The organism is Bifidobacterium sp. AGR2158 (assembly GCF_000424225.1).
In the GTDB taxonomy this organism is placed as follows: domain Bacteria; phylum Actinomycetota; class Actinomycetes; order Actinomycetales; family Bifidobacteriaceae; genus Bifidobacterium; species Bifidobacterium anseris.
Genome location: NZ_AUJM01000011.1, coordinates 245036 through 271106 on the forward strand (window position 1 = coordinate 245036; position 26071 = coordinate 271106).

24 protein-coding genes are annotated in these 26071 nt (G+C 62.0%); 10 read left to right on the forward strand and 14 right to left on the reverse strand.

Annotation, left to right across the window (positions count from 1 at the left end; all coding sequences use genetic code 11):
* Positions 1-140 precede the first annotated feature (140 nt).
* From dnaG to G606_RS0101405, 5 genes are all read right to left on the reverse strand, one after another.
* Positions 141-2207 carry a DNA primase gene (gene dnaG, locus G606_RS0101385; RefSeq protein WP_026644491.1) on the reverse strand — a complete coding sequence of 689 codons (2067 nt, stop codon included), beginning with the start codon at positions 2205-2207 and terminating at the stop codon, positions 141-143.
* A gap of 72 nt (positions 2208-2279) precedes the next feature.
* Positions 2280-3566, reverse strand: coding sequence for a deoxyguanosinetriphosphate triphosphohydrolase (locus G606_RS0101390; RefSeq protein ID WP_034523333.1), 1287 nt, complete (start codon positions 3564-3566; stop codon positions 2280-2282).
* Positions 3567-3600: 34 nt separating this feature from the next.
* Positions 3601-4968 (reverse strand): alanine racemase, encoded by a 1368-nt coding sequence (gene alr / locus G606_RS0101395; protein ID WP_026644493.1) that lies wholly within the window; start codon positions 4966-4968, stop codon positions 3601-3603.
* A 47-nt stretch (positions 4969-5015) separates the two neighbouring features.
* Positions 5016-5540, reverse strand: a complete 525-nt coding sequence (locus tag G606_RS0101400; RefSeq protein ID WP_026644494.1) for a histone acetyltransferase — start codon at positions 5538-5540, stop codon at positions 5016-5018.
* Positions 5541-5630: 90 nt separating this feature from the next.
* Positions 5631-6125: an S-ribosylhomocysteine lyase gene (locus tag G606_RS0101405; RefSeq protein ID WP_026644495.1), complete on the reverse strand. Its 495-nt coding sequence runs from the start codon at positions 6123-6125 to the stop codon at positions 5631-5633.
* Positions 6126-6692: 567 nt separating this feature from the next.
* On the opposite strand from G606_RS0101405, the gene G606_RS0101410 reads away from it, so the two are divergent.
* From G606_RS0101410 to G606_RS0101445, 8 genes are all read left to right on the forward strand, one after another.
* A complete protein-coding gene (locus G606_RS0101410; protein WP_034523336.1) occupies positions 6693-7781 on the forward strand; it encodes an iron-containing alcohol dehydrogenase family protein in 1089 nt (362 codons plus the stop codon).
* 310 nt (positions 7782-8091) lie between these two features.
* On the forward strand, positions 8092-8889 hold the full coding sequence (locus G606_RS0101415) for a DUF1295 domain-containing protein (protein WP_026644497.1): 798 nt from the start codon (positions 8092-8094) through the stop codon (positions 8887-8889).
* Positions 8890-8999: 110 nt separating this feature from the next.
* On the forward strand, positions 9000-10160 hold the full coding sequence (locus tag G606_RS09435) for a HipA domain-containing protein (protein ID WP_051198312.1): 1161 nt from the start codon (positions 9000-9002) through the stop codon (positions 10158-10160).
* Between the two features lie 63 nt (positions 10161-10223).
* Entirely contained in the window at positions 10224-10703 is a 480-nt protein-coding gene (locus G606_RS0101425; protein ID WP_026644498.1) for a GNAT family N-acetyltransferase, read from the forward strand.
* A 143-nt stretch (positions 10704-10846) separates the two neighbouring features.
* Positions 10847-11107, forward strand: a complete 261-nt coding sequence (locus G606_RS0101430; RefSeq protein WP_026644499.1) for a type II toxin-antitoxin system Phd/YefM family antitoxin — start codon at positions 10847-10849, stop codon at positions 11105-11107.
* A gap of 3 nt (positions 11108-11110) precedes the next feature.
* Complete coding sequence (locus G606_RS0101435; protein WP_026644500.1) at positions 11111-11365, forward strand: Txe/YoeB family addiction module toxin; 255 nt, start codon at positions 11111-11113, stop codon at positions 11363-11365.
* A 210-nt stretch (positions 11366-11575) separates the two neighbouring features.
* Complete coding sequence (locus tag G606_RS0101440) at positions 11576-12751, forward strand: ImmA/IrrE family metallo-endopeptidase (protein ID WP_026644501.1); 1176 nt, start codon at positions 11576-11578, stop codon at positions 12749-12751.
* A complete protein-coding gene (locus tag G606_RS0101445; RefSeq protein WP_196799983.1) occupies positions 12744-13310 on the forward strand; it encodes a DUF4411 family protein in 567 nt (188 codons plus the stop codon). Before G606_RS0101440 ends, G606_RS0101445 begins: the two co-directional genes overlap by 8 nt.
* A 169-nt stretch (positions 13311-13479) precedes the next feature.
* Here the strand turns inward: G606_RS0101445 and G606_RS0101450 are convergent, their stop codons facing one another.
* The 8 genes from G606_RS0101450 to G606_RS0101485 form a co-directional block, all read right to left on the reverse strand.
* Positions 13480-13992, reverse strand: a complete 513-nt coding sequence (locus G606_RS0101450; RefSeq protein ID WP_231371371.1) for a Fic family protein — start codon at positions 13990-13992, stop codon at positions 13480-13482.
* Positions 13989-14501 (reverse strand): Panacea domain-containing protein, encoded by a 513-nt coding sequence (locus G606_RS0101455; RefSeq protein ID WP_026644504.1) that lies wholly within the window; start codon positions 14499-14501, stop codon positions 13989-13991. Before G606_RS0101455 ends, G606_RS0101450 begins: the two co-directional genes overlap by 4 nt.
* Positions 14502-14576: 75 nt before the next feature.
* Positions 14577-17702 carry a DUF3427 domain-containing protein gene (locus G606_RS0101460; RefSeq protein ID WP_051198313.1) on the reverse strand — a complete coding sequence of 1042 codons (3126 nt, stop codon included), beginning with the start codon at positions 17700-17702 and terminating at the stop codon, positions 14577-14579.
* An 87-nt stretch (positions 17703-17789) separates the two neighbouring features.
* Entirely contained in the window at positions 17790-18203 is a 414-nt protein-coding gene (locus G606_RS0101465) for a (deoxy)nucleoside triphosphate pyrophosphohydrolase (protein WP_026644506.1), read from the reverse strand.
* Between the two features lie 195 nt (positions 18204-18398).
* Positions 18399-19100, reverse strand: coding sequence for a DarT1-associated NADAR antitoxin family protein (locus G606_RS0101470; RefSeq protein ID WP_026644507.1), 702 nt, complete (start codon positions 19098-19100; stop codon positions 18399-18401).
* 411 nt (positions 19101-19511) lie between these two features.
* Positions 19512-19895 carry a hypothetical protein gene (locus G606_RS0101475; protein ID WP_231371372.1) on the reverse strand — a complete coding sequence of 128 codons (384 nt, stop codon included), beginning with the start codon at positions 19893-19895 and terminating at the stop codon, positions 19512-19514.
* A gap of 95 nt (positions 19896-19990) precedes the next feature.
* Positions 19991-20743: a DNA alkylation repair protein gene (locus tag G606_RS0101480; RefSeq protein WP_051198315.1), complete on the reverse strand. Its 753-nt coding sequence runs from the start codon at positions 20741-20743 to the stop codon at positions 19991-19993.
* Positions 20744-20791: 48 nt separating this feature from the next.
* Positions 20792-21217 carry a GNAT family N-acetyltransferase gene (locus tag G606_RS0101485; RefSeq protein WP_026644510.1) on the reverse strand — a complete coding sequence of 142 codons (426 nt, stop codon included), beginning with the start codon at positions 21215-21217 and terminating at the stop codon, positions 20792-20794.
* A gap of 487 nt (positions 21218-21704) precedes the next feature.
* Between G606_RS0101485 and G606_RS09440 the strand changes: the two genes are divergently transcribed.
* Both G606_RS09440 and G606_RS09445 read left to right on the forward strand, forming a co-directional pair.
* Positions 21705-23087, forward strand: coding sequence for an amidohydrolase family protein (locus tag G606_RS09440; protein WP_034523339.1), 1383 nt, complete (start codon positions 21705-21707; stop codon positions 23085-23087).
* A gap of 70 nt (positions 23088-23157) precedes the next feature.
* Positions 23158-24579: a solute carrier family 23 protein gene (locus tag G606_RS09445; RefSeq protein WP_081663870.1), complete on the forward strand. Its 1422-nt coding sequence runs from the start codon at positions 23158-23160 to the stop codon at positions 24577-24579.
* A gap of 75 nt (positions 24580-24654) precedes the next feature.
* Here G606_RS09445 and G606_RS09450 read toward each other — a convergent pair whose 3' ends face one another.
* Complete coding sequence (locus G606_RS09450) at positions 24655-25842, reverse strand: Fic family protein (protein WP_051198317.1); 1188 nt, start codon at positions 25840-25842, stop codon at positions 24655-24657.
* Between the last annotated feature and the right edge of the window lie 229 nt (positions 25843-26071).

A 26071-nucleotide genomic window follows, 5' to 3' on the forward strand; every position in this document is an offset into this window, starting at 1 on the left:
TCCGCCGCGCACACCCGCAATCTGTTGCAATCATTACGTTCGTGCGCCGACGTTTTTCATACGCAGCCGTCGTGCTGTGTCGGCTGCGCATTATTAGTTCGTCGAAATGACTAAACCTGCCGCTTTCCTGACGATTCCGCTCACCCGCCGAAGATGCTCGCCTTGAGTTCCTTGCGCGCCGTCTCGAGATGCTGCAGCACGCCGAGCAGCTCGATCTGCCGCTTCGAGTCCTGCGTCTGCGCGATGCGGTGCTTCGTCTGTTCGATTGTGCGCATGTAACCGGCGTCGAGCAGCTTCGCTAGCAGCTGGTTCGCGTATTGCCGTTCCGACTGCGTCGCCTCACGCAGCGGCTGCGTGACGACGCCGGCGCCCCCGTGCATGTCCTGTTCGCGCTGCACGGCGCCCTCGTCGAAGCGCAGCGGCAGCGGCATGACGGCGAGTTCGTTGATGACCTGTCCGAGCATCGGGCCACCCGCTTCGAGCAGATGCTCGAACCACTGCTGCTGCGTCGACGAATCCGGCGGCAAGCCGCCCGCCACGTCGACCGCCTGATACAGCGTCTGGAACACCGGCGTCTGGAAGCAATGCACATTGAGGCCGCGGAACAGCTCGGCGTTGACGGCGCGCGGGATCTGGATGAGCGTCGCCATGAACTGCTGCTCGCAGATGAACACCGGATCGGGCACACGGTAGAAGGTCTGCCTCTCGGCGTTCGCCTGCTCGATGAGCCGCGTCTGCACGACGGTCGGCTCGCTCTGGCGTTCCATCTCGCCGGCGCGCGGATAGCGGTTGCGGCGCGGCGCGTACGCGTCCTCGTCGCGTACATGCAGCGCCTTGCGTGCCGCGATGACCTCGCGCCGCATGACGTCGAGGTCGACGCCGATCGCGCGCGCCTCCTTGCGGGCGTACAGATCCCACAACGAACGATCGCGGATCTGCGCGATGAGCGGCGCCGTGGCTTTGACTGCGCCCATTTGCCCTGCCGTGTACGACGTGTCGAAGCGGTTGACGGCGGCGCCGAGCACGAAGTCGTACAGCGGCTTCGCGTTCTCGACGAGCGCGCGCAGCGCGTCGTCGCCGTGCTGGATGCGCAGGTCGCAGGGGTCGAGGTTGTCCTCGGCGACGGCGACGAAGGTCTGCGACAGAAACGCCGTGTCGAGGCCGAATGCGTGCAGCGCCGCCTTCTGTCCGGCCGCGTCGCCGTCGAAGGTGAAGACGATGCGCGAGCTGAGCGCCTGCCCTTCGACATTGAGCGGGCCAACGAGCTGCACGGCGCCGAGCGAGTCGTCGTGGATGAGGCGGCGCACGATCTTCGCATGCTCCTCGCCGAACGCGGTGCCGCAGGTGGCGACGGCCGTGTCGATGCCGGCCAGATGCATCGCCATGACGTCGGTGTAGCCTTCGACGATGACGACCTGCCGTTTCTTGACGATCGCGTCCTTGGCGAGGTCGATGCCGTAGAGCACCTGGTTCTTGTGGTAGAGCTGCGTGTCCGGCGTGTTAATGTACTTCGCGCCGATCTGATCGTCGTCGTACAGTTTGCGCGCGCCGAAGCCGAGCGTGCGGCCGGTCGAGTCGCGGATCGGCCATGTGGCGCGGCCGCGGAAGTAGTCGTAGATGCCGCGCTGGCCCTGACGCGCCAGTCCCGCGTCGAGCATCTCCTGCTGCGTGTAGCCTTTGCCGGCGAGGTGGCGCACGAGGTTGTCCCAGCCCTGCGGCGCGTAGCCGCAGCCGAAGCGCGCGCAGTCCTCGCGGCTGAAGTCGCGGCCGCCGAGCAGCTGTCGTGCCGGCAGCGCCTCCTGCGTCGTCAGCTGTTCGACGAAGAATCGCTGCGCTTCCTCGTTCATTTCGAGCAGCCGTGTGCGCTTCGAGCCTTTGCGCGCGTTGTCGGAGCCGCGTCCCTGCTCGCGATGCAGCTCGATGTGGTATTTGTCGGCGAGCAGTTCGACGGCGTCGGGGAAGTCGAGGTTCTCGCGTTCCTGCACGTAGCCGAAGACGTCGCCGGAGCGTCCGCAGCCGAAGCAGTGCCACAGGCCCATCGACGGGCGCACGTAGAAGCTCGGCGTCTTCTCATCATGGAAGGGACACAGGCCGGAGAACGAGCCGACACCCGCCGGCTTGAGCGACACGCTCGCGGATACGATGTCGTACAGATCGGCCGCGTTCCTTACCTTGTCTATATCCTCTTGCCTGATCAAGCCCGCCATGAGCCAACATCATATCAGCCGACCGTCATCGCGGAAGCCGACGTGCACCGATGCTTCACGGACGCGGCGCGTTCACGAACACAGCAGCGTGTGCATCGTCATCGCCGACGCGTCGGTCAGGCTTGCGACCTGATCGATGGCGACGCGCAGCCGCGCGCCGTCGTCCGCCGCATCCATCCAATCCTCCCAGAACACGCGTTCCAACGCGAAGGGCGGCGTCGAACGGTCGTTCATAATCACTTCGACGAGGTCGGTCACGATGCGCTGTTCGTCCTCCTGCATCGGCGAATGGTCGCGCGGTTCCATCAGATAGTGCACGGCGATGCCTTTGAGCACGAGGATCTCGTAGCGCGTCGCGTCGGGCACGGCGAGCGCGCCCGCGTATCGCGTCAGCGCGCCAGGTCCGTGGATCGCGCGCATCGCCGCCTCGACGCTCAACGCGAACCTGCCGATGAGCATGCTCGTGACGTTCTTGAGCTGCGCGAGCGCGCGCCGCGAGCCGTCGAATGTCTGCGGGAACGCGTCGATCGCGCGCAGCCGTCCGAAGGCGCGCACGAGTTCGTCGGGATTCCACTGCGGCCCGTACCACGCGATGATCTCGCGCACGATCGCGTCGACGACGGCTGTGCGCGCGAGGTCGCCCAAGTCGGCGGCGCCGATCGCGACGGCGTCCTCGAAGTCGTGCACGCTGTAGGCGATGTCGTCGGCGAGGTCCATGACCTGCCCTTCGAGCGGCACGGTCTCGTCGGGCGCGCCCTGCTTGAGCCAACGGAAGACGTCCGTGTCATCCGGGTAGACGCCGAATTTGCGGCTGCGTTCGCCTTTCGGGTGCGCGTCGGCGCGCGCGTAGTCCCACGGGTATTTGACGGAGGCGTCGAGGCATGCGCGCGTGAGGTTGACGCCGGCGGAGCGTCCGTTCGTCCGGAAAATCTTCGGCTCGAGCCGCGTGAGCAGGCGGAAGGTCTGCGCGTTGCCTTCGAAGCCGCCGATGTCCTTGGCGAGCGCGGCAAGCGCGCGTTCGCCGTTGTGTCCGAAGGGCGGGTGACCGAGGTCGTGTGCGAGGCATGCGCAGTCGACGACGTCGGGGTCGCAGCCGAGCATCTGCGCGATCTGGCGGCCGATTTGCGCGACTTCGAGCGTATGCGTCAGGCGCGTGCGTGCGAAGTCGTCGGTGCCGGCGACGAGGATCTGGCTTTTCGCGCCGAGCCTGCGCAGCGCCGACGAGTGGATGAGGCGCGCGCGGTCGCGTTCGAAGGGCGTGCGACGGCCTGATTTCGGCGCCTCGCCGACCCACCGTTCGACGTCGTGCGCCGTGTAGCCGTCCGGCGTCGGCTCGCCGATTGCACTCTCTTTGCCCATCGTCGCCCCTTCCCTCGCGCGCCGTGCAGCTTCGTTACAGGATGCTTGCCGGGTCGAGCTTCGTAAGATCGTCGGCGTCGAGCACGTCGGTCGCGTGTTCGTACAGCCTCGGGATGCGGTTGCGCAGGCAGGTGAAGATCTCGTAGCTGATCGTGTCGGCAGCGCGCGCCCAGTCGTCGGCGGTCGGCTCGCCGTATGCCTCGCCGCGGCCGGGGCCGAAGAGTTCGACGGTGTCGCCGATGGCGACGCCGAAGTCGTCGGCCATGCCGTGCAGATCGATGATGAACTGGTCCATGCACACGCGGCCGCTGACGCGCATGAGCTTGGGGCCGTCCTTCGTCATGACGCGCACCGGGCCGCCGGGCATCGTGCGGGCGCGCGATCCGAGCGCGCCGAGTTCGTCCGCACCAGATGCGGAACGGTGGATGCCGTCGGCGTAGCCGACCGGCACAATCGCGACGCTCGTGCGTTCCTCAGTCAGGTAGATGCGCCCGTAGGACAGGCCGCTGTGCGCATCGACGTCCTTGACCGAGCTCAGCTGCGCCTGCAGCGTCATCGCGGGCTTGAGGCCGTAGCGTTCGGGGCTGCCCATGTCCGGGTCGGCCTCGTAGCCGTACAGGCCGACGCCGGGGCGCACAAGGTCGTAGTGGATCGCCGGGCGGCTCAGCGTAGCCGCCGTGTTCGCCAGATGCCGGATCCGCGGTTCGATGCCGGCGTCGGCGAGGCGTGCCGTGAATTCCTCGAAGCGCGCGATCTGCGCTTCGGTTTGTGCGACGAAGTCAGCGTTGCTCGGGGCATCGGCGACGGCGAGGTGGCTCCATTGGCCGACGATGTCGAGGACGCCTTCGTCGCGCAGCGCGACGAGTGTTTCGGTCGCTTCGGACAGATTCTCGAACGTGAAGCCGTTGCGGCCGAAGCCGGTGTCGACCTTGATATGCACATGAGCGGGGCGTCCCGCCTCGCGCGCGGCGGCAGCGATATGTTCGAACGCCGTCGTCGTGGCCACCGACAGGTCGATGTCCGCCTCGATGAGTTCACGGTAGGGCGCCTCGAGTGGATTGTTCACCCAGGTGAGGATGCGCGCGCGGTCGGGGCCGATGCCGGCGCGGCGCAGCAGCAGCGCCTCGCGCGCCTGCGCGGTGCCAAGCCAGGTGGCTCCGCCGGCGAGTGCGGCGAGCGCGGTCGGAATCAGGCCGTGTCCGTAGGCGTCGGCCTTGACGACGCCCATCACCGCCGTCTTTCCCCCCTCGCGGTTCACGACGTCGACGAGATGGCGCATGTTGTCTCGGATGGCGGCGAGATCCACGATCGCCTGCGCCGGATACCGCCGGCGCGCGGCCCAGTAGTTGGCTTCGCCCTGAGGCGAGGAGAAATGCGGTTCGGCAAGTGCTTGTGCGGTCATATCCGGTATTGTCGCGCACCGCTGTGACGTCGGCGTGCAGTGCCCGTTCACCATTCGTGCCGCTGGTAGGCGATGCGCGTCGTGTCCTCGTCGCGGTCGAGCAGCTGGATCAGGCCGCAGCGCGCGAATCCGCAGGTCTCGAGCACATGCTGCATCGCCTTGTTGTTCGGATGCGTGTCGACGCGCACGTTGCCGTAATGCTTGAGGCACCATTCGACGCAATCGCGCGCTGCGTGTCGCACGAGACCGCTTGACGCAATCCGGTGGATCGTGACGTAAGAGGCGTTGTCGAGCCACGCGCCGTTGATCTTCACATAGGTCGGGTCGATGCCCGGACATACGGCGAACTGCGCGAGGATGCGCTCATGGCCGTCGACCGTGTCTACGAGCAGCATCGTGCGGTGGTTGGCGATGTCGTCCTTGACCACTTCGGACCTCGGGAACGTGTTCCCCCACTGCGTCGGGTTACCGTTGCGTGCCATCAGTTCGCGCGCACGCGCGTAGTTGCGTTCGATCTGCGGATAGTCCTTCATCGTCGCATGGCGGAACCGCCGTGTCGATACGCTGCCCATTGCGTTGCCTCTCCTTGATGTCGATGCCATATTCGGACGATTCCCTTCGGCGCGCGTCCGTCGACGGGCGCGCGCCGAAGTCCGCTCGTCTCAGACGACTTTGCGCTCGAAGGGGTCTGAGCTGATGCCCTGCTCGAGGATGTCCCTCGCCCACTGCTTCGCCGTGAACAGGCTGTGGTCGCGGTAGTTGCCGCAGCTTTCGATCGTCGTGGCCGGCACGTCGTCCCACGTCGCCTCGTTCGCGATGAACTCGAGCGACTCCTTGAGTGCCTTCGCGACGTCCTCGGTGGAGTGTTCACCCCAGGTGAGCAGATGGAAGCCTGTGCGGCATCCGAACGGCGAGCAGTCGATGTAGCCGGGGATGCGCTCGCGCAGCAGCACGGCGATTGTGTGTTCGATCGTATGCAGGCCGCCGGTGGGGATCGCGTTCTCGTTCGGCTGGACGAGACGCAGGTCGTAGTTCGAGATGACGTCGCCGTTCGGGCCGGTCTGCGTGTCGATGTAGCGCACATACGGCGCCTTGACCTTCGTATGGTCGAGCTGGAAGCTTTCGACGACCGGCTTGTCCTGCTGCTCCTGTGCCATGGTCTCCTCTTTCGTTTCGTCGTTGTTCGCCGCGTCCCGGCGAACCCATGCCGCCCCCATGACGCGGTGGGGCACCGGACGCACGGCACGCCGTACGGGCGCATGCCATCCCACAGTGTATCGCCGCGAGTGTATCCGCACACCGGCGCGTCGCAATACGCGGCGGCGCGATGCACATCGTGCTTCCAGTGTGCGCGGCCGACGGACAAGGCATCGCGATGGACCGGCCGCCAACGCCCCGGACGAGATAACGGGAAATCAGGACGAGATAACGGGAAATTAGACAGACATCGGGCCGGGTGATCTTTTCTCCACCTCAAGCGAACGCCGTTCGTCGGGCTTCATAGTATGGCCATCAACGCGTCGGTACGCCACAAGCTCTTCGCCGTCGCCAGCAATGCATCAAGTCCGCAACCGAACGCATGCGCCGCCATGTTCCATCAGAACGCGCCGCCGCCTTCCGAACGCCCACCCCACCGAACGCCGTCCGCCGCGTGCGCGGACAGCCCAGCACTCCTCCCCCGGATGGATGGAGGAGACACCAGACATAAGAAAGAAGAGCTTTTCATGGCCACCTTCGTCCAAGACACCGATGTCCGTCCCGGCCCGAACCGCTACGTGAGCGATCCGGGAGTCGCCAAGATCGTCCCGCAATACCTCGAGGACTATGAGCATCCGGTCATCATCACCGGCGTGAAATCAGCACAGGCGTTCCTGGACTACAACGACGCGGACGAGTTCTTCGCGCCCGCGCTGCGCTACGACGGCACATCGAGCGAACACAACGCACGCGAGCTCGCCGAGCAGGCGAAGGCGCTCGACGCGGACGCGATCGTGGCGATCGGCGCCGGCAAGCTCTCCGACACGGCGAAGAACGTCGCCGACATGCTCAACCTCGATCTGATTATCGTGCCGACGCTCGCCTGCGCATGCGCCGCCTACTCGCCGTATTCGGTCGACTACGACGACGAGCACCGTTTCCTCGGCGTGCCGGTGCATCCGAGGAACAGCACGGCGCTGCTCGTCGACGCGGCGATGATCGCGCGGGCGCCGTCCGAGAAATTCGTCGGCGGCATCGGCGACACGCTCGCGAAGTTCTACGAATCCGACCCGGTCTTCGCACAGGCGGACGACCTGACGGTCTTCGATAAGCTGTCCCGGCACAGCGCGCGCCTTGTGCGCGACACGCTGCTCGAGGAGAGCGAACCGGCGCTTGAGGCGCTGCGCGCCGGCGACTACGACGATGCGCATGTGCGCACGCTCATCGACACAATCATCGGACTGGCCGGCACCGTCGCCGGTTTCGGCGGCGTGAGGGCCCGCGAATCCGGCGCGCACACCGTGCATGACGGCCTGACGCGCATCCCGGGTTCGGCCGAGACGATGCACGGCGAGAAAGTCGCCTACGGCGTCATGGTGCAGCTTGTGACCGAAGGCAAGGAGGACGAGGCGCGGGCGTTGCTGCCGTTCTACGACCGCATCGGCCTGCCGCATTCGTTCGCGCAGATGAACCTGCCGTTCACCGACGAGAATCTGCGCGTCGTGGCCGATTTCGCCGCCGCCGAGGGCTCGCCGTTCCACGCGGCCGTGCCGGACGTGACCGCCGAGCGGATTATCGATGCAATGCGTGTCGTCGAAGGCTTCCCTCAGGCGTGATCCTCCGGCCGGGCGACCTTCTGTAGTCCATCCGGATGGACTACAGAAGGTCGCCCGGCACCCCATAGGGCATCCCAGCGATCGCTACCGGTGCATTCCACGACCATTCCGTTCGCAGATGCACTCCTTAGCGATCGCTACCGGTGCGTTTCATGACCATTCCGTTCGCGAACCGTATAATTCCGCTCCTCCTCAGCTAAAATACGGATAATCTCCCATCACAAACACGCCGACACGCCCGGGAATGCGCCCACGGCACCATTCCCCCGCGCGACCGACACGGCCGGGCGAATCCCGATACGCTTGGAATATGGCATTCTTGATTATGTGTATCGTGGCGCTGGCGATCAGCGCAGTGGGGTTCCACCGCTACATCTGGTTTATCTCAATCGGCTACGGCTTCTCAATCGCCGGCATCGGTTCGGCGCTGCTCATCTACTTCGGTCTTCGCGGCGGACTGACAACCGTCGCGGCCGTCATGGCGGCACTGCTCATCGTCTACGGGCTGCGGCTCGGCGGTTATCTGCTCATCCGCGAGTACCGCAGCTCCTCCTACCGGCAGGTGATGCAACAGGCGATCGACAACGGCGCGCATGTCAGGCCGCCGCTCAAGCTCCTGACCTGGATCGGGTGCGCGCTGCTGTATGTGTGCGAGGCGTCGCCGATCGTGTTCCGCCTGCAGAACCACGCGGGCACCGACGCCGTCGCCATCACGGGTGCCGCGATCATGGCGGCCGGCATCATCCTCGAATCCGCCGCGGATCTGACGAAGAACCGCTTCAAGCAGCAGCATCCGCACGCTTTGTGCGATGTCGGCCTGTTCCGTCTTGTGCGCTGCCCGAACTATCTGGGCGAGATCATCACATGGACCGGCGTGTTCGTCTCCGGCGTCACCATCCTCAACGGCGTCTGGCAGTGGCTCGCCGCAGTCGGCGGCTATCTGTGCATCTGCTGGATCATGTTCGGCGGCGCACGCAGGCTTGAACTTCGCCAAGACAAGGAGTACTCCGACGATCCCGACTACCGGCGCTACGCCGAACGCACCCCCATCCTCATCCCCTTCATTCCGCTGCACAGCCTGAGCAACGCCAAGTGGCTCATCGGCTGAATTTCGGCGCGTCACGCAGCAGCGGCGCCTCTTCCGGCATCCTCCGTGCGGCGCTGCGCTGCTGCTATGCTCGGGTATGCGGACGAGGATCCGACGGGAGGTGAACGGTCATGCGGCGCAGAATCATCATGAACCGCACCCACGAGACCCTGGCGTTCGATTTCGACGAGCGCACCGGGCATGCCGTAGGCACTGCCGCCGTGATTGACGAGCGACGCATGCCGCCGGAATTCACCACGCATGGCAAGCACGCCGTCTATGCGCATCGAGTGGATTCCTGGTGGCGAGGAAGGGCGATCCCCTCCACCCGTGACGGCATTACCCGCGTGCTCGCGGACCTGCGTCTTTCCAATACCGTCGAACTGCTCGACCGCACCCGCGGCCTGAGCCTGTCCGACCAATACTGGGTGCGGGACGCGGACGAAGACGTGCGCTGGGAGGACATCAACTTCTTCAACAACTCCTTCCCCGAACAGCTTGGATACGCACTGCTGTCCGAACGCTCGTCGTCGCACCGGTTCAGTTTCGACGCACCCGACGCATCCACCGGCGGCGACCTGCCGAAACGATGGACGGTAGGAGCGGATGGGACACGGCTGCTCATCAAGGCCGGTCGTACCGGTCAGGAACCGATCAACGAACTGATCGCTTCCCGCCTCGCGGACCGTCTGCATATTCCCGCCGTACGGTATACGCTCGGCGAATACGACAACCGTCCTGTCTCGATCTGCGCGGAGATGCTCTCGGACACCGAGGAGCTAATCAGCGCATGGCAGGTGTTGGGCACCGTAAAACGGGACAACCGCCTGTCCGCCCGCGATCAATGGCTTGCCGCCGCAGCTGCATTGGGCGCCAATGAGCAGGAGACGTCCGACGCCACGGACGACTGGCTGCTCATCGACTGGCTCATGCGCAACATCGACCGCCACTACAACAATTTCGCGTTGATCCGCGACGTGGAGACCCTTCACGCGCGCCCCGCTCCCCTCTTCGATACGGGAGCCTCGCTGTGGGCCGGCGAACTGCGCATCAGCAATGCGGACTACAAGGCCAGGCCGTTCTTCGTCACAGCCAAATCCACCACGGCGCGCAGGCAACTACATCTGATACGCCATTGGGACCGCTATGACCTGGATGCGCTGGACGACTGGCCCGAGGACGTCGCCCGCCACTTGGGCGAGTATGGACTCATGTCGGAGGTCCGGATCCACCTGATCCGACAGGCGCTGCAGGAACGCATCCAGCAGGCGAAGCAGGCACGCGACCGATAACGCACGACATTCGGCCGATGCACGCCCACTTCGGCGTTCCTTTCCGAGCGTACTATGTAAGGCATGTCGAACCTCACCATCCGCCGCGCCCAGCCTTCCGATTCCGCCGCCATCATGAACCTGCTGCGCCAGGTCAACGACGTGCACGCACACGGCCGCCCCGATTTGTTCGTCGAGGGCCGCACCAAGTACACGCCCGACGAGCTCGCGCGGATCATCGTCGACGACGACCGTCCGATCTTCGTAGCCGCAAACGAGGACGGTGCCGTGCTCGGCTACGCCTTCTGCGTGCGCGAGGACCATGCGGGCGCCAACAACCTGCAGCCGATCGCCACGCTGTACATCGACGACATCTGCGTCGACGAGTCCGCCCGCGGCAAACACGTGGGCACCGCGCTGTACCGTCACGTCCTCGACTACGCCCGCACGCACGGCTACCACAACGTGACGCTCAACGCCTGGGCCGCAAATCCCGCCGCCGTCAAATTCTACGAGTCGCTCGGCATGCGCGTCTACAAATACGGCATGGAGCAGATCCTGTAGGTACGCGTCCGCCCGACGCGCGTTTGCCTTCCCTCGATTGTCTTGTATAAGATACTGCACAAGATACTGCACAAGATACTGCGCAAGATACTGCACAAGACAATCGGCGGCACTCGACCGCCGCCACGACACGAGGAGCAACCATGCGCGCGATAACCTACAGTTCGTTCCGCAACAATCTCAAGGAGAATATCCGCCAGATCCGCGAGGACGCGGAGCCTCTGCTCGTCACCAACAAGGACGCCGAGGACAACATCATCGTCATGAATCAGTCCGACTACGACAGCCTGATGGAGACGCTGCGCATCTACCGTAATCCGGCGATGTATGAGAAGATCCTCCGCGGCATGCGTCAGGCGCAGCATGGCAACCTGCATGAGCACGGACTACTCGACGAGGACTGACCGATGAACCTGACGTGGACCACCGACGCCTGGGACGATTATCTCTACTGGCAAGGCCAGGACCGGAAGACTCTCAAACGCATCAACACGCTCATCAAGGACATCATGCGCAATCCTTTCGAAGGCATCGGTAAGCCCGAGCCACTGCAATGGGATTTCGCCGGCGCATGGTCGCGACGCATCAGCGAGAAGCATCGTATCATCTACATGCCCACAGCGGAAGCGATCGTGATCCTTTCCTGCCGCGAGCATTACTGAACACTCAACCGCCGCAGACCAGCATGCGCCGCCCATGTCAGCCAGCATTACGATGTCTTGATTCGAATCTTTGGCCAGCATCCTTGTTCGTCACCCAATGCCATCGTCACGTGTTTCGTACAACATTCCGTTCGATTGTTTGATTCAGTTGTCTTCTTTATCATTGAGAGTGCTTGACCGTTTCCGGAAGTCTGTAAAGGATGTGAGACAGTGGCGACCTTGACCGTGCAACCGCAGGTACTGCAATGGGCCATGCGCAACGCCGACGCCGACGCCGGCGCAGTGGCTGCGACCAACGGCGATCTTGCACAGCTGCCCAACTGGCTGGATTCCGACGAGCCGCTGCGACTCTCCTTCACGAAGGTCTCCAAGTTGAGCAAGGCCCTCCATGTGCCTTTTGGCAGTCTTGTTCGTTCCATGCCTACTCCACAGGAGGAGGAGCCATTGCTGCGGTATCGAACAATCAACAACGATGCTGCTGAGATGAGTAATGATCTTAGGGATGTGATTCGCGCGATGCGGACCCGTCAGGACTGGGTTCGAGACGAGATGATATCCGCTGGTTTCGAGAAGAGCTCCATTGTGGGCATGGCGAAAAGCTGTAAGGACTCGGAGTCGTTGGCGGCAAACATCCGTCATGTTTTGTCCTTGGACAACCGTCATATCCTGAAGAAGCAGGACAATGACCGCTTCCGCTATGTACGCAAGCAGGCTTCTGACGCCGGTTTGATGGTGATGGTCGATTCCATGGTGGGAACGAGTCGCGGGCGCTTGGACATCAATGAATTCCGCGCTTTTGTGCTATTGGATGATATGGCTCCGCTGATTTTCATCAACCGCAACGATTCCTACAGAGGCATGATGTTCTCGCTGCTTCATGAGGTGGGTCATGTGCTGTTGGGCACCAGTGAGCTCTATAACGAGCCAATGTTCGAAGCCAGCCGAACAGCCAACGAACGGCTCATCAACCGCGCCGTAGTTCAAGCGTTGGTCGAAGATGATGCCTTCAAACAGGTCTGGTTGGGCCATATCGACTCCGGCCCTATCGCAGCGGCGGATGAATGCGCGCATCTATATGGACTGAGCGCCTTGACGATGGCCGTCCATGCATGCGAGCTTAAGCTTGCGACCCGCCAGGATGTGGAAGCCGTCAAATCTCACACGCGGCAAATGCTGCAGGCGAAGGAAAGCGCCGATAAGAAGCGGGACGGCGGCAATCAGAACGCGAATACCGCGTTCCATCTTGACGATCGCTACGTATGGATGGTCAGCGAAAGCATCAAGAACGGATCGTTGCCGTACACCGATGGACTCGATCTGCTCGGCATCCGCTCCTTGCGTGCCTACGACGGCCTGCTGCGAGAGAAGGGACTGAATGATGTCTGACCCCTATCTCGTCGATTCCAATGTGCTAATCAGCTCCCATCGGGTGCATTATCCCTTCAGCACGAAGATGTTCCATCCCTTCTGGCAGGCGCTGGAGCAGGCCGCCTCGGACGGCATGCTTCTCATGCTTGATGTGGTGTACGACGAACTCGTGCCCAAGCAAGCACCACCCAATACATGGGACATGTTGACCCAGTGGACCGAAGCGGTCTTCAGGGATAGGATCCTCAGCCGCAAAACGGATGCGGTCTTAGCCGCATACGTCGAAGTCCAGGATTATCTCGTTGACTGCAAATGCTATCAACCGTCCGCTGTGAATCAGTGGAGCGCGGAATCCAAAGCCGATCCTTGGCTCATCGCCGCAGCCAAAGTGCATGAAGCCGTAATCGTCACCGATGAGGGAACGGACAAGCCGACTCCGAAACAGCCCATCAAGAAAGAGCCGAAGATTCCCGACGTTGCATCCTCCTTGGGCGTGCGGACCTGTACGACCCGGCAGTTGCTCGGCGACACAAGCCTGTTCAAAGCTGCCACCTATCCGATACAGCCTTCATTCTGAGATACCTTTCGCCAGATTCCAAACTCGGTTCTCGCACAACTGCAACTCAGAAGCCGTCATACGCGTCATCCTTAGACTCATCCCAATCGGATGGCAACACCATGCGCCCGGGCTTGGGTTCCTGAGCACGCGGCACGGTTGTCGCGCTTGCCGATTCCTCGCCTCCGCGTTACCCCACCCGCACCGCGTGCTCGCGCAGGAAGCCGGCGAGTTCGTCCGCGCCGCCGCGGCCGGTGACGATGTCTTGCACCCACTGATACAGCTCGTTGCCTTCGGCGTCCTCGGCGTCCTTCGCCCGCACGTTCCAGCCGCGCATCGCGAGGATTGCGAGCGCCATCTTCACGGCCGTGCGCTTGTTGCCGTCGGGGAAGATATGGTCCTTCGCGAAGCGCGTCGCGAAGTCGGCGATCTGCGCGAACACGTCCGCGTAGCGTTGCCGCGGCGCGATGCCGAAGAAGCTCAGGAACGTCGCGCCGAGCACCGACTGCACGCGTCCGAGGATCTTCTCGTCCACCGAGGCGGGCGCGGTCGGCGTGATGTCGAGTCCGGTGCCGCGGATCGTGTCGAGGTACACTTCGAAGATCGATTCGGCGATCGCGTCCATCTGCATCACGTCGCCGTCGAGTTCGATCGGCGCGACGTCCAGCGCCGTATCCTGCATATCCTGTTCCTCGTTCATCATGAGTTCTCCAACAGCCGCAGCGCGTTCGGGTATTCCCACGTCACCTTGTCGACGCAGCCGGCGAGCGTGCGCGTCGGCGCGGCGCGGCACATGTCCACCGACTTGAGGATGTCGTCGATGTCGATCGTCGCCGATTCCCTGTTCTTCGCGCGTCGCCATGCGCCGTCGTCGGCGTTCGACATTGCCAGCAAATCGATCGCGGTCAGTGCGCCGAGCGTGTCGACGACGCGCGCGACGACCCGTTGCGCCGACGCGTCGAGCGCCGGCTCCTGCCATTCGTCGCGCTGCCTGATCATCCGCGAGCCAAAGGGCGCGTACTCGTCCCATACGGCCGGCTCGATCGGTCCGCGTTCGCCGACGGCGACGTCGTCCGCGAACAGCGGCTCCCCGTTTACGCGCAACGCTTCGACCTGACACCAGTAGACGAGCAGATTGAGTTTGAGATTCGTCAGGAACCGTTCGCTCCCGTATTGCGCGACGATCCGCCGTGCGACCCGAAGTGCGTCCATGCCGTCCGATTCCTTCCGCGTGCTTTCACCTTGTGCGCCGTGTCGCTGTGTGCGCAGGTGTTTCCAACATCGACCCTACTCCTCCTCGTCGTCGCCGGTCAGATGCTGGTAGAGTTCCGCGCTCAGCGGCCTAGTCAGGCGTAGGTCCATTTCCACGAGCCGAACCGTTTCGCCCTTCTTGTCACGCGTCGTCTCATGCAGGTTCGAGTACGATCCGACATGACCGACGTAGTAGTACAACTTGAGTTTCTCAGCGTCAGCCTTGCGCATGACGAACAGCGGAATGAAATGTGTCGCCGTCCAGTCATCCTCGCCGTGGCCGTGCATCATCCATGTGATCTCACTGGACTCGAGACTGCGCTTGTCCTTGCTGAACCAATGCATCTCTTGGGGGTTGAGGAAGCGGTCCTCATACTGGCTGTTCGCGTATTTGACGAATATCGGCATGCTGTCGCCGTACTTCGGAATCCGATAGCCGCCGACGCTGCTGCCGTTGATCTGTTTAGGCCAGCCGAGCAGCCGTTCCACTTCGAACATCTTGTATCGATGCTCGTAGACGAATCCGCGATCGTCCTGCAACGAACGTCCCGTCTTCGCTGATTCCTCGAGGAGATCCTTGAACCGTTGCAGGCCTGTGCGTACATTGTCGACGAAGAACCGTGCAAACGTGTCGTTGCCGGCGAGCATCGCCGCGAAGTCGGACGTCAAACCGATTCCATCGCCGACGCGCGTGATGAGCGCCCGCTTACCGTACGATTCCTTCGCCTTCGTGTCGAAGAACGACCAATCAAGCACACGGAGCGCCGATTCGAACTGCGTGTCGGTATGGTACGACGTCGGGAACCGCCGCGCGACCGCTTCCTTCAGACGTTCCGCGGGGATCAATCGCTCCGATGATGCGTCGAAGGATGGCGACGGCTTGAGCAATTCGTCGAGGATGACCAGTTCCTGCGGACGGATCGCGACCAGCAACACTTCCGTGGCCATTTTGAGCCACTGTTCGCCCTGGGTGTCGACTGGCGCGAACGTATCGATGAATCCTCCCTCACCAGCCTTGCGCGACAGCACCGTTTCCGACCCGCGCGCGAATTCGTAATAGCTGTTGGCCTTCTGCGCCATCGTCATCACCAACGACGGGTCATGCAGATAGATGTCCGTCAGCATCGGCACGCGGCCAAGTTCGTTGCGGATCACCGCATACTTGTCGCGCAGCATCTTCATATCCGACCACGACGCCGTATCCAACGATCTGAGCACCTGCTTACGCGAGATCTCATCGAAACTGATCGATGACAGGCCGATCGCTTCCCGCTGCATGTTCTTGCGCGCGCTGTCGCTGTCGCCCGCGTTCCCGTACAGCGCGACCGGAATGAGATAGTTGTTCTGATAGTTGCCGATGAAATCGATGACAGTGACGCAGGTCTTGTGAGGGAACTTGCGCAGTCCGCGTCCCAGCTGCTGCGTGAACACGATGCTGGATTCGGTGTTGCGCAGCATCACAATCTGGTTAATCGCAGGGATGTCAACGCCTTCGTTGAATTTGTCGACAGTGAAGATGTAGTCGAGGTCACCGGCTTCAAGACGATTGATTGCCTCCTCCACTTGCTTCGGCGGCGTGTTACCACTGACTGCGACCGTCTGGTAGGTCCGTTCGGCCTGCTGGTTGATCTCCCTGTTGAACATCGCGGACAGTCGTTCCGCCTCTTCAATCTTGGAGCAGAACACCAGTCCGGTCACCCGCTCGTCGTACGAGCCGTACTGTTCGATCTTGCGAATGATGTAGCGCACACGATCTGGTTCGGTCAGTTCCTCGAGCGAATACTGCATCCACTGCTTGTCCTTCTTCGAAATCCCCGCGTCCGAATCGACGTATGTGCCGTTCGTCCCGAGGAATTCGTGTACGCCGTAGTAGTGGAACGGGCACAGCATGTTCTCGTCGAGCGCCTTCTGCAGACGGATCTCATAGGCGATGTTGTGGTCGAACAACGAGAAGATGTCAAAGTTATCGGTTCTTTCCGGCGTCGCCGTCATGCCGAGCATGAAGTCGGCTTCGGAGAAGTAGTCGATGACCGAACGGTAGTTGTTCGCGCCGGAATGATGCGCCTCATCGATGAGCACGTAATCGAAATCGTCGGGTTCGTACCATTCCTGCATGTGGCGACGCAGCGTGTCCACGGAGGCGAACACGTATTTGGTGTCATGCTGCTTGCTGTTGCCGGTGAGCAGTCCCAGCTCGCTCTCGTCGCAACCAAGCACGCGCTGGTAGGATGCGCGCGCCGACTTGAGGATTGTGTCGCGATTAGCAACGTACAGCATGCGCTTCGGTTGGAACGCGCGGACGTCGAACGCGGAAAGGTAGGTCTTGCCGGTGCCTGTCGCCGAAATGACGATGGCGTGCCGTTCCCCTTCGTCGCGCAGCTTCTGGATGTTCGCGAGGGCTTCTCGTTGCATCGCGTTCGGCTCGATTTTCTCGTCGCGTAATTGTTGGAGGATCTGCTCACGCGGCGGCGTATGCCGGTTGTAGTCCTCCTCGTACTGCGCGAGCCACTCATCGGTGAGCGGGATGGACTGACGCACCTGGTCGTCCAACTCATCCTTGACCTGTTCGATGAGCTGCGCCTCACCGGTCGACGAGACGCGCAGATTCCATTCGCGTTGGGTCTGCAATGCGGAGGATGTCAGGTTCGAACTGCCGACGTACAGGTTGTAGTAGGTGCGGCCACCTTCCATATGCCGCGTGAACAGGTAGCCTTTCGGATGGAACGGCTGGTCCTGCGTGGTCACGTCATCCGTGTCCTCCTTGCCCGGACGTTCCCAGATAAGCACTTCCACATTGGCGTATTGCTGGAGTTTCATCAGTTCCTTGAAGGCTTCCGGCTTGTTGAAGTATCCCTTCGTCGACGTGATGATGCGGTTGCGCCTTCCGCCTTTGTCAGCATGTTCGACGAAAGCCTGGTACATCGATTTCAAAGCGTTCTCGTTGACGAACGCCACCGAGATGTCGAAGGCTTCGCTGTCCCTGATCTCCTCGCGGATCGCGTTGCCCATCGTACTTCCCGGCTGGTTCGAGATGAGCTTGGGCACGAAGCGTTCCTCGGCGGAATCATCCTGCCGTATCAAGCCGCTGAGCACGCCGTCGATGATGCTCTCATCGAAGTCCCTTTGCCCACCACGGGCCGCGTTCGTCTCCTCGGCAATCATTTCTTCCATGCCACTGTGCACGTTCCCCTCCCAATCATGTGATAACTACTGCCGTAATCGGCAATTCAGATGTGCGGCGATTCCCGATCACAACGTCATTTTCGAGATACGCTTCACCGCGTCGTGGTCGACCGGCACCCAATTGAGCTGCGGCATATCGACCGGCGCCACCCATTCGATGCGTTCATGTTCGGTCAGTACCGGCGTGCCTTCGATCAGATGGCACAGGAATGTCGTCAGTTCCACGTTGCCGAAGTCGTAGAGGTGGTCGCTTGTGCAGATCTCCTTATCGACGTCGATCTCGCATAGCAGTTCCTCCTCGATCTCACGTCGGAGCGCCTGCCGCGGCGTCTCGCCCACTTCGATCTTGCCGCCGGGAAACTCCCAATATCCAGCAAGCGACTTGCCCGCGCCTCTTTGCGCGCACAGCACCTTGCCGTCCTTGACGATCGCTGCGCCGACGACGCGGATCTGTTTCGGCTCATTCGGTTCATCCGTCATGGAACGCCTTCCCTTCATAGCCAACAGCTGGATCCAGGATACAACGCGTTCGGCGGCGACACGATCGGATGGCTGTCTCACAGGCTACGATGCCCAATATGAAATAGCTCGAGAACGACAGATACGCGGTATCGAGGATTCCGCGCGCATAGTCGCTTGCGGCACGCACCGACCCGGGCTGTGGATCAGTCGAGATCAATCGAGCAGAGTAAGCTGCTCGGCCTCATCGGACGCGCTCGGGGAAGCGGCATGCCCCGGATACACGACCCGCAAAAAATCTTCCTTGCTCGCCAGCGCCTCATCCAGCAGATCCTGCCTGCTGAGCGACACGAAGATGGCGGCAGCTTCCGCTTGGCAATTCAAGGATCGCTTCGGATTGAACATGATGTCGGTGAACGCATCGTACGCCGTGACCTGATCCGCCAGATCATCATGCTCACGCAGCGCGTTGACGTACAGCCAGTTGTAGAAGAAGGTCTGTGGTTCGGAAGAATACTCCTCGCCCTCAAAACAGAACCCAGTTATGCCGCCGCTGTTCCTCAATCGCGGATCACGCTTGGCGACGATGGAGGGCTGGTCCAAGAGATCCGAGTACGGTCCACCGCGTTCGAATCTCTTGCTGCCCTGAAATGCGGATTCCACGGAGCACGCCTTCCTTCCGGGCGTATGCAGCATAAGGTTGAACGCGCTGAGCTCCACACCCAACTGGTCCTCCGATTTTCCGGAGATCTCCAGGATGTGCGCGCCCTCGTGCCGCAAGGCGAATGCCTGATGAAGGCTTCGAATGCTGCGCTTCTTCTGAACATCGGAGAAACCGCTGAAATACTCGAATTCCGTGTCCTCCGGCACACAGTACCTATCATCCAGCGAAACCTTGAATACCGGCCGTACCGCCATTATTGCCTTCCTGCTTCGTTTGGCTTCTTCCAGTAGTGCGCGTCCTGACAAGGTGAGAAAGGGATGCCTGCTTACTGACGACAGAGACACGGCCGAGCGAATAGCGATATGGCTGAAGGGCCGTATCGGCGCCCAAGGCGGAAATTCGCTGCCGGAGCACGTTCAAGGTGGGAGACGCCTCACCGCCGCACTATCCCCTCCCCTTGCGGGGCGTATCTGCGCTGAGGGAGAGCATCTTCTGGGAAAAAGCCGAGTATCGGCCTCTGAGCGCATTGGAATCATGCGGTTTTCGCGACCGATACTCGGCCATATGGGAGAAGTTGCTCTCCCTCAGCGCAGATAGGGCTTACAGACGCGTATTCGGCTCCTTGTCGGCCCAGATCGTCCGTTCGTCCAGTTCGACCAGATCGCTCAGTTCGCGCGGTTCGCACAGTCGGACGTATTGCCGCTGTTCGTCGGGCTGTTGTTCGAACCGTTGCCGACGAAGATCCACTGGAACATCGAGAATCCGTGGTTGTCGATCACGAGCACCTTCGCATTGTTGCCGCCCGCCTGCGACGGCTGGTTCGCCACGTTCAGCACCGTCTTGCGGCTGCCGAGCACGAGCAACAGCAACAAGCCGAAGACGCCGAGGCACACGAGCAGCACGGTGTGGTGACGCTGGATCCATGGTTTGACCGGGCAGGCACGACCGGCGTCCGCACGGCAGCCATCGTCGCAGGATCGGTCGTCGCGCGCGACGTTAGCAGACATGGTCGGCATCGTCATATCGGCATCGGCGGTATTCTGGGTCATCGGCGCTCCTCGTCATATCGGTCGGCATCGGTCGGCGGAACGGCAACGGTTCCGTCCATCACACCGTAGCAGCGGATGCCGTGGCGGCGGCGCGCTCATCTTGGTCTTTGGAAATCACCCGGCGGAATGCGCAGCGAACGCAGCAGCGTCTTGTGTTCGGCGGATACGCGGTAGGATTCGCAGGCCTTCTGGATCGTCTTGTTATGGGTCCACGGATCCAAGCTCCGCTGTTCGAGCAGTGGCAGCGCGCTGCGCCACTGCTTGGCGAGTGCGGTCGCGAAGTACCATGCGCGCGCCATGTTCACGTAGTAGTCGTCGGAACGAATGACCTCGACGAGCCGCAGTTGCATAGGATCGAAACGGTCGTCGAGGAAATCGGCCATCAGCGCCACGACGGCGTAACGGACCGTGTAGGCATGGTCGTCACGCATCCATCGCGCGAGTTGGTCGAGCCATGTCCGCGCGTCGGCGTCAGAGTGGATCGGGACGCGGATCGTGTCGGTGACGGCCCAGTTGTCCGTATATGGCAGGAACCTCGACAGCGCGACGATCGTCTGCTCGATCGACGGGTACACGTCGCCGATCAGGATCGCGTGCAGCATGTTCTCCTCGAAATAGCGATGCGGAAGGTCGGCGAGAAATTCATCGAGGATGCGCGAATCGCCGCGGCGCAGCCGCTTCGCGAGCGCGCGCAGCTGTGGCACGCGAATGCCGATCATCGTGGCGGGATCGATGGTCGGGACGAGCTTCGCGTTGAAGGCCTTGTAGTCGGGTTCGGCGAGGGATTCCAGACATGCGCGGATGGACACCACGCCGTCAGGAAACGCCTGGGAGATCGTCGGGGACACCGTGGGCTCCTTATCGGGAACGGATGGGCGATGCGCGAGAACAGGCGGCTATGCGCGGATCATCTTGAGCATGCCGGGGCCGTCCCACTCGTTGGGACGCGGCTCGAAGCCGTGGCGCTCGTAGAACGCGACTGCGCCCTGCGAGGAGATGAGTTCCAGACTGACCGCCCATCCCGGCCGCATGCTTTCTCGCACATAGCCCTCCACCGCCGCGAGCAGCGCGCTGCCGACGCCCTGCGACTGCGCAGCCGGCATCACCGCGAAATCCTTGATGTAGAAGGACATGCCGCCGTCACCAATCAGCCGGACCATGCCGACCACATCCGCGCCGCTCACCGCAGCGAAGGTCGCAAGCGAGTTCGCCAAGGCCATCTCCACCTGATCGGTTCCCGGCGCATCCCATCCGACCGCCGTGAACAGCCGCAGGAACTCCTCCGCGCCCAGAGCATTGCGTCTGATTTCAACGTTGTTCATCCGCTCACCTCCTCAAGTTCACGATATACCATCACCCATCCTCGAGCACCGTGCCCATGCGGTGAAAGCTGAGTCTCAGAAGAAGAAAGCGGACCGCCGGCATCCGAGGCGCGATGCCGATCGTCTGCTGCGAACCCCGATGGTCGCGAAGCGGGAACAGCGGGGACCCCAATAGTGAGGGCGTCCGACCGTATCCGTATTCGCACGCGCATGAGCATACCGCATACAGGCACGGCCGTTCGTACGGATGAAACACATCGTTGACGAACGCGTCATCTGAATGCCGACCGCACGTAACGCAACGCCCATATTTTAGGGAATCACAAGTTTTCCTCGTTTTCCTTCATACCAAAACGGGAAGGCTTGATTCGCGAAGCAGACGCATCGCCAGAATCTCGCCGAGACAGCACACGAAACGTGCGGTCCCGAGCGAACGGCCGAAGCGCCGAGCATCGTGGGACCGCCGAAAAGAACAAGGCAGGATCCCATGGCTCATCACTCACTCATCATCAAGAACGCTCAGATCTGCACGATGGACGATGATCTGCGCACCATCCCCCTCGGATACGTGACCGTCGATGGCCCGGACATCACGGCAATCGAATCCGGCGAACTCTCCGCGGACGAAACCGCGGAACGCGTGATCGACGCCACCGGCCAAGTCCTCTTCCCCGGATTCATCAACACGCACACGCACATCTTCCAGTCGTTCCTCAAAGGCCTCGGCTCCGACCACCGCCTCATTGAATGGCTCAACCGCTCCGCGCTTCCCTACGGCACGTTCATGACGCCACACCAGCACCGTCTCGCCGCCCAGCTCACATGCATGGAGGCGATCAAGTCTGGATGCACCTCGCTATGCGAGTTCTTCTACACCGATCAGCAGCCGGAACTCGCGGACGGCTGTATCGCGGGAATGGAGGACACGGGAATCCGCAGCGTGTTCATCCGTACGTTCCAAGACCGCGGAGCCGACTACGGGATGCCCGAATGCATGATTCAGACGGCCGACGAGGCGATGGCCGAGGTCTCACGGCTGCGCGACGACTACGGCGACCGCGGAGACATGCTGCAGATCTGGACGGGACCGGATGTGACATGGTCCACTTCCCGCGAAGGATACCGGACGATGCTCGACTACTGCGAACGCGAGGGCGTGCGCTATGCGATGCACATCGACGAAACCGAGGTGGACGACGAGATGTGTCAGGCCAACTATGGGCAGGACATCGTGCAGATGCTCGAGAAGATGGGATTCCTGTCCGACCATATGCTCGGCGTGCACTGTGTGAATCTCACCGATTCCGAAATCGACTGCTTCGCGCGGTGCGGCGTTTCGGTGAGCTACAATCCGGTCTCCAACATGTATCTGGGGTCGGGCGTCGCTCCGGTACGCGAATGCCTGGATGCCGGCATCACCGTGTCCGTGGGCACCGACGGCGCGGCAAGCAACAACGCCACCGACTATCTCGAATGCCTCAAGTTCGCGGCGCTCATCCAGAAGGGATTCAGCCGGGACGCCGCCCGGATCACCGCTGCGGAAATCGTGCGGATGGCCACGAACGGCGGTGCCCGGGCCATCGGCATGAGCGATCGTCTCGGCAGTCTCGAAGCAGGCAAGCATGCCGACATGTTCCTCTTCGAACCACGCAGACTCAAGTCGATTCCGATGCACGATCCGTACGCGACGCTCGTCTACTCATCCTCCCAGGAGAACATCGCGGCCACGATCGTGAACGGACGGATCGTGTATGAGAACGGCGAGTTCGCATGCGGCATAGACGAACGGGCGCTCGCCGAGCAAATCGAAAAGGAACTGGACACACTGCGCGCACAGGTCGAGCAGGCGCACACCGAGCGGGTCGCCTGAGCACGGAGAGCGTTTACAGAAGAACAACGGAACATGACGGACGCAACCGTAATCGTACTAAGGAGTAATCATGACGATGCAGAAACACCCGCGGCTCATCGCGGGAATCAATGACAGGCTCTCCCTCGGCAAATCACTGCTCCTCGGCGCGCAGCACGTGCTTTCCATGGATCTCTACATCATGCCGCTCATCCTCGGCGGTGCCCTCGGACTGGCGAGCGGCGAACTCACCTACTTCCTCCAGATGAGCTTCCTTGCATGCGGCATCGCCACACTGCTGCAAAGCGGGTTGTTCATGAAGTTCCCGATCGTGCAGGGCCCCTCCTATGTGCCGCTCGCCGCGCTGTGCACGATCGGCGCGACGATGGGCATCCCCACGATGATCGGCTCGCTCATCCCCGGCGCGCTACTCGTGATGGCCTTGGGCGCCACAAATATGTTCTCACGGTTCATCAGACGCGCCATTCCACCGGTCATCGGCGCAATCATCATCCTCATCGTGGGCATCACGCTTGTCCCGACGGCCGTCACCGGAGTGTTCAGCACGAACGGCGATCTCACGGCGAACGCGGTGAGCGGATGCGTGACATTCGCGCTCATCGTCGCCTGCATGATCGCCCGATACTGTTTGAAGAACGGCGCACGACTGCAGATGGTATCGGTCATCCTCGCGGTGGCCGTGGGCACCGCGGTCGCCGCAGCCATGGGGACGGCCGACTTTAGCGCGGTCGGCTCGGCCTCGTGGTTCTCGCTTCCGCAGCCATTCCACTTCGGCATGCCGAAGTTCGACCTGCAGTCCTGCCCGCTTATGGCGGTGATGTATCTGTTCATCCTGCTCGACACCACCGGCACATGGTTCTCGGTGGAGGCCATCACCGGCGAGCCGCTCACCGATAGGCGCATCAACCGCGGCACGGTGGGCGAAGGCCTCGGCTGTCTGATGGGAGCACTGTTCGGAGGCACGCCGATGACCGGTTACTCATCGAACGCCGGACTGATCGCCATCACGCGTGTGGCCTCAAGGCGGGCCATGCTCGCCGGCGGCGCGATTCTCGTGGCGCTCGGCTTCTGCCCGAAGCTCATGGCGGTGATCACCTCGGTTCCGACGGCCGTGATCAACGGCGTGTTCGCGATGGTATGCATGACGCTCATCTCGAATGGCGTGAAGATGCTGCGCGAATCAGTGCTCGACGACCGCACGATGCTCATTCTGGGAGCCTCGCTGCTGTGCGGCATCAGCACGATAATCCTGCCGGCCGAAGTGGTGGCGGCGGCCCCGCAGTTCGTGCAGTATCTCCTCTCCTCCGGCATCGCCGTCGGCGGCACCGTGGCAATCCTGCTGCAGCTGCTGCTGCCGGGCGGCAGACGCGAAACGGTGGACGAGGAAGCGGCGGAGGTCGCCGCCGGTGAAGGCGAAGACACGAAAGCCTCAGCACCCGCCTGCGCTTCTTCCTCAACAATGATGCCCGAATGCGTCATAGGCATCGAGTGAGCGGTTGCACGACGAATCAGCCGCCCAGTATGCGGTCGCAGCAGACGCTACGGCCGCATCATTCGTTGCACTCCACTAGCGCAGCGCGTCCATCACTTCCCATGCCACATACTCCTCCGCACGTGTACCCGTGGTGCGCGTCTGCTTCAGTATGCCCTCCTTCACCAGATTGCGCACGGCGTTGGCCGCGGACGAACGGCCTATCTGCAAACGGTCGGCCACGACCGGAACCGTGACGTACGGGGATCCTATGAGCAGCTCCGCCACACGATGCGTGGTCTGGCCATAGGAGGATGCGCGCTCACGGTATCGCGACGTCAGTTCGATGAGCGCCTTCACACGGACCAGAGCCTCGTTGGCGGATTCCTCGATGCCCTGGCAGAAGAACAGAATCCAATCCTCCCACGCGCCTGCCGTGGAGACTCCGAGCAACAGATCCTGATAGTCGCCGCGGCGGCTCTCGAACCACGGCGAGATGGACATGAGCGGCTCGTGAAGCAGGTCACGCTGCATGAATTGCAGAAGAATGAGGAGACGCCCTATACGCCCATTGCCATCCGTGAACGGATGCAAGGTCTCGAATTGGTAGTGGAACATGGCGGATTCCAGAACGGCGACGCCGGGATCGGAACGCTGCGCCCACCAGCCGAACAATGCACCGACCTCATCGGCGAGGGGCTGCCCGGGCGGCATGGGCACGAAGCGCGCATCCTCGATACGTCGATTGGCCGCACCGATGAACACCTGGGTGGAGCGAAGATCACCGGCCTGATCGTTCTGCGAACGCGTTCCCATAACAAGTAGCTGCTGCAGTTCTCTGATCAGTGAGACGCCGATGGGGCGTCCCTCTTTCACGGACAGCACGCCATGGTTCCACGCATCGACGTAGTTGAGGACCTCACGCATCGACTCACTGAAGTGCTGCTTGGTCTCTCCGACCTCATAATCGGCGGCGAGTACGGTCTCGAAGCGCTCATACGTGCCTTCGAGCGCACTGGTGCTCTGCGCCTCGCGCCTGACGGTCGGGCGCAGCAGCAATCCCGGATTCGGAATGCCGGCACCCAACGATTCAAGCTTGCCTATCGCGGAAGTCGCGCGGCTGACCGCTGCCATTACGGGAAGCGTCGGTTCGGGATAGCCATCGAGCCGGTCGGGTCGGAATGCACAGGTGTGGTATTCAACGGGCCCATAGCCGGTCAAGATCTCGCCCTCCAGCGGCAACAGGGTTCCGGGAGCGGTCTTCGTGAATATCTCCTGTTTCATTATTCAAGATTTACACAAGTTCTGGACATCACGTACAACATCCACCTACTTCTTGAACACTGAGGGAAGTTATGTTCAGAAATGGTATTCATCTTGAATATCGAAGCCTTGAATGTTCAAGCATCGATACATTCAAGCTTGCAATGTTCAAGATGAGGGCCGATTTTGGACAAACGCGGGATGCCAAGGTGAGGAAAACGCGCCGGCGCACTCTGCCGCACCGGGTGTG